This is a genomic window from Campylobacter sp. (genome assembly GCF_020024835.1).
Lineage (GTDB): Bacteria > Campylobacterota > Campylobacteria > Campylobacterales > Campylobacteraceae > Campylobacter_D.
Genome location: NZ_JAHHTD010000073.1, coordinates 1 through 1597, shown reverse-complemented (window position 1 = coordinate 1597; position 1597 = coordinate 1). Strand labels below are relative to the sequence as shown.

The following is a 1597-nucleotide window of genomic DNA, read 5'->3' as shown; positions in this document are numbered from 1 at the left end:
TAAGAAATTTCTTTTTTGCAAATTTTATCTTTAGTTTTTTCTTTTAAGATATCTGCTAAATACATATTTATTAAAGTTTTAATTGACATATTCATACCATGTTTTAAATCCTTGATAAATTTACCATCAACTTGAGCTTGAGTTTGTATTATATGAGGAGTAAAATCAAAATTACAATCTTTTAAAATATCAAACAATTTTTCCTTATCTTCAACTGGAGCAATTTCAGTGTCAAATTTAGAATGATAAAAAATGTATTTAGGTTTAGGATACAAACTTTGCGTTTTTAAGTGTTCTTTGTTGAGTATGTCTCTTATTTTTCTTCTTGCTGGTGAAAAATACCTAGGAGATTGTTTGTTTGAAGTCCAGTAAGTTTTATCAAAGCAACAAAGTCGAATATTGTTAAAAAAATGAAAGGTTCCAAAACAAAGGTATTTAGTATAATCAACCTCCTTTCCAAAGCCTATAATTCTCCATATTTTTTCAAAATATACATAAGAAGAATTATCTATCACCCAATCAACATTCCAAGGAGCAATTTTTGCACACAAATTTGCTAAATATCCACCATGAGAAGCTCCAATTAAAATACTCTTAATACCCCCCCCCATAACTTTAAAAGGCGGATTTTTCTTTATATATAAAAAAGCATTTAAAACATCTATTGCTTGCATAATGCCAAAATTTTGATACTCATTTTTAGTAGGTTGCAAACTCACACTTAAATCCAAATAATAATTTCTATCAAATTCCCATTTAGTTTTTAAATTTTGTATTTGATTGTTAAGATGAGCCATTGCTGGAAAAAAATCCTCAAAAGTATTTAAACTTTGTATATCATAAGGTATATTTAAATTTATAGCTTTTAAACTTGTATCAAAGATCATTTTATCTATATCATCTAAATAAAATTTAGCTCCTGTTTGCGGGCGATTTCCTATGCAATGATAATTCACACTTAAAACTGCAACATTATAGTGCGTTGCAAAATATTGAGCCAAATTCGCTTTGTAATTTTCATCACTATCCCCGCCTAATCCAGGTATCATACAAACTATAGCTTTTATTTCTTTACTATCATCATAACTTAATCTAAATTCAAGCTTACTTTCTCTTTTTATATTAAGCTCTACATCATCACAAGAGTCTATAAAATAAGTTTTATCTATGAGCATATTCTACCTTTAAAAGTATTTTGTCATCTTTTTCTTTGAAAGTATAAATTAAATCATCACTTTGATAAGAAATTTCTTTTTTACAAATTTTATCTTTAGTTTTTTCTTTTAAGATATCTGGTAAATGTTTTTTAACAAGCAATTTCATAGGAATTCCCATTCCGTGTTCTAAATTTTTAATGAATTTGCCATCAACATCTTTATGTTCAATACCATATAAACTAGCATTAAAACTCATACTTTTTAATAAATCGTAAAATATTTTTTTATCTTTATAAGGGGATCGATTGTCTATTTTACTATGATAAAAAATGTATTTAGGCTTAGGATACAAACTTTGCGTTTTTAGATGATCTTTATTAAGAACTTCTCTTATAAATTTCCTAGCTGGTGAAAAATACCTAGGAGATTGTTTATTTGAA

Annotated in this window: 2 protein-coding genes; both read right to left on the bottom strand. The window is 26.5% G+C overall.

All coding sequences use genetic code 11. The annotated features are described in order from the left end of the window. Window positions 1–1175 (bottom strand): DUF2920 family protein (locus tag QZ429_RS07630; RefSeq protein WP_291953403.1); only part of this gene is annotated, 1175 nt, incomplete at its 3' end. Next, a partial coding sequence (locus QZ429_RS07625) for a DUF2920 family protein (protein ID WP_291953401.1) occupies window positions 1162–1597 on the bottom strand: 436 nt, incomplete at its 5' end. The genes QZ429_RS07630 and QZ429_RS07625, both read right to left, overlap by 14 nt.